The 2,014-nt window shown below is 43.5% G+C and carries 1 protein-coding gene; it reads left to right on the forward strand.

All coding sequences use genetic code 11. The features are described 5' to 3' along the window. Window positions 1-1,324 precede the first annotated feature (1,324 nt). The gene (locus C9I89_RS22125) at window positions 1,325-1,789 is read left to right on the forward strand and encodes an ASCH domain-containing protein (protein ID WP_107285487.1); all 465 of its coding nucleotides are present in this window, start codon (window positions 1,325-1,327) and stop codon (window positions 1,787-1,789) included. The last annotated feature ends 225 nt before the right edge of the window (window positions 1,790-2,014 follow it).

Here is a 2,014-nt window from a genome sequence, read left to right on the forward strand (position 1 = left end):
GATGTTGTCGGTCTTAGTCCGCAGTACGCTCGATTCGGCTTCTCAGCACGTTAAAGATACTCGTGGCACCGGTTCACGCTGTTAGTCACAAGAGATTCATTGCCAAGCTGACTTTCGATTCATGAATAATGGTTCTGCTGAGAGAATGATCCTACAACCACCGTCGGCGCTGGGAGATGGATACCCGCCAAAATTGCCCTAACAAAACGCACCATGGGACAGCTATTACTCGGCAGTTTTGGTTTGAATTGAGTTTTGTGATTACGGTATTTAAATTTTGGTTCATGGGTCTAGCTGCCCATGTGCTCAGCGTTATGCACCTAGAGCAATGTATTGTTTGTGTTGTAACTTTATCGCTAAATACCAAAATCTCTCAGGCCATTCGATCATCAAGCGGCTGCCGTTTGGCATCGGGGATAAGCTAGTTGGAAGCTCAGTTGTTGTCTTTGAGTACGAACCGTCAGGCTTTCGTTTAACCCCCTTTGTGTTCCGCGGTTTCAGAAAGCTGCGATCCCTTTGGCTTTCAGCTTCATCGCAGGGCAGCCAATCTGGTTTGGCATCAGGAATGTGAGAAAGTCCTGCTGGCTTAAAGTTGTGGATTGTCTTCCGGGATCTTCAAGTCAGGATTTGTTGCGGTTTCAGCTAGAAGACATCATGCCTGGACAGATATTTGGCCAAGCTAAGGCAGCGTAAATTGATAGAGTTGCATAACAAAAGTATCAAGGTGACGCATTACACTCGGCATTTTTGGTATGAAATTCAGTGGATTTGGTGAGTTTATCGTGGCGCACCTTATCCTAGGCGTTATGCATTCAGAGCTGATTTGGGTTGTGTTCGTAACAGCATCGCGCATTGCCATGTTTCTCCGGCCATTCGTTCATTGAAAGGCTGCCAATAAGTGTCGAGTAATACGGGTTGGTTGTAACTTTGTTTTCTTTGAATTCAGTTCTTCAGGCTTTCGTTGAATACCCTGTTTGTTCCGCTGATTCAGAAACGAAGTTTCCTTTAGCAATTAGCATAGTCGCATTTGCAGCCAATCAGGCATGCCATTCGGAATGTGTGAAAGTCATGCTCGCTTAAAGTCGTTGATAGTAAACGTAAGCCAGATAGTTCGAGATTGTTGGAAGTAGATCGTAGAGACAGCATGAGCGAACAGATTTACTGCCAAATTATGACAGTGTTTGCGGAAGGGAATGCATAACAAAAGTATCAAGGTGACGCATTACACTCGGCATTTTTGGTATGAAATTCAGTGGATTTGGTGAGTTCATCGTGGCGCACCTTATCCTAGGCGTTATATTGCAAAAATAAGTAAGTGGAAATCATGGAAGAACAATCAAAAATTTATTTAGTTCAGTATCTTGAGTCACTAAGTGATTCTGAGCGTAAAAAGTATCAATCATTTAGTTCTGACTACTTTTGTGGTGATGAGCATAATGCTAATTTATGTGCTGAATTAATTCGTATTGGTCAAAAGACTGCGACTTGTAGCCTGAAATGTTGCTATGACATTGAAGATGAACCTCTTCCAAGTGTTGGTCATTTACAAGTTGTCACCGATTGGAGTGGCAAGCCAGCATGTATTATTGAAATTGAATCAGTTGAAGAGTGCAAATATTCTGATGTTTCTGCTGAATTTGCTTACTCAGAAGGTGAGGGTGACCGTTCATTAAAATGGTGGCGAAATGCTCACTGGGATTTTTTTACAACAGTATGCGAAGAACTAAATATTGAACCAACTGAAAGCATGGTGCTCGTTTTAGAGCGCTTTCATGTAGTGCATCAATAGGCAATATAACAAAGCAATCAAGGTGATGCGTTACACTCGGCGGTTTTGGTACGGAGTTCAGTGTGCTTTGCTAGTTCGGTGGGGCACACCTTATTGCAGGCGTTATGGCGCAGAGTAGCACAGGCAATGTGGCTTCATTTTATGGTCGGCGGGTCGTGCTTAGCCGCTACGAAGTCGATCTTCTCTGGCGATATACCTGAACGCTTGTTGTGTATCACGAACTGC

The sequence above is a fragment of the Photobacterium lipolyticum genome, from assembly GCF_003026475.1.
GTDB lineage: Bacteria > Pseudomonadota > Gammaproteobacteria > Enterobacterales > Vibrionaceae > Photobacterium > Photobacterium lipolyticum.

Bases quoted from the DNA above. Each gene is read 5' to 3' on its own strand.
- C9I89_RS22125 (WP_107285487.1), top strand. From the start codon at position 1,325: ATGGAAGAACAATCAAAAATTTATTTAGTTCAGTATCTTGAGTCACTA.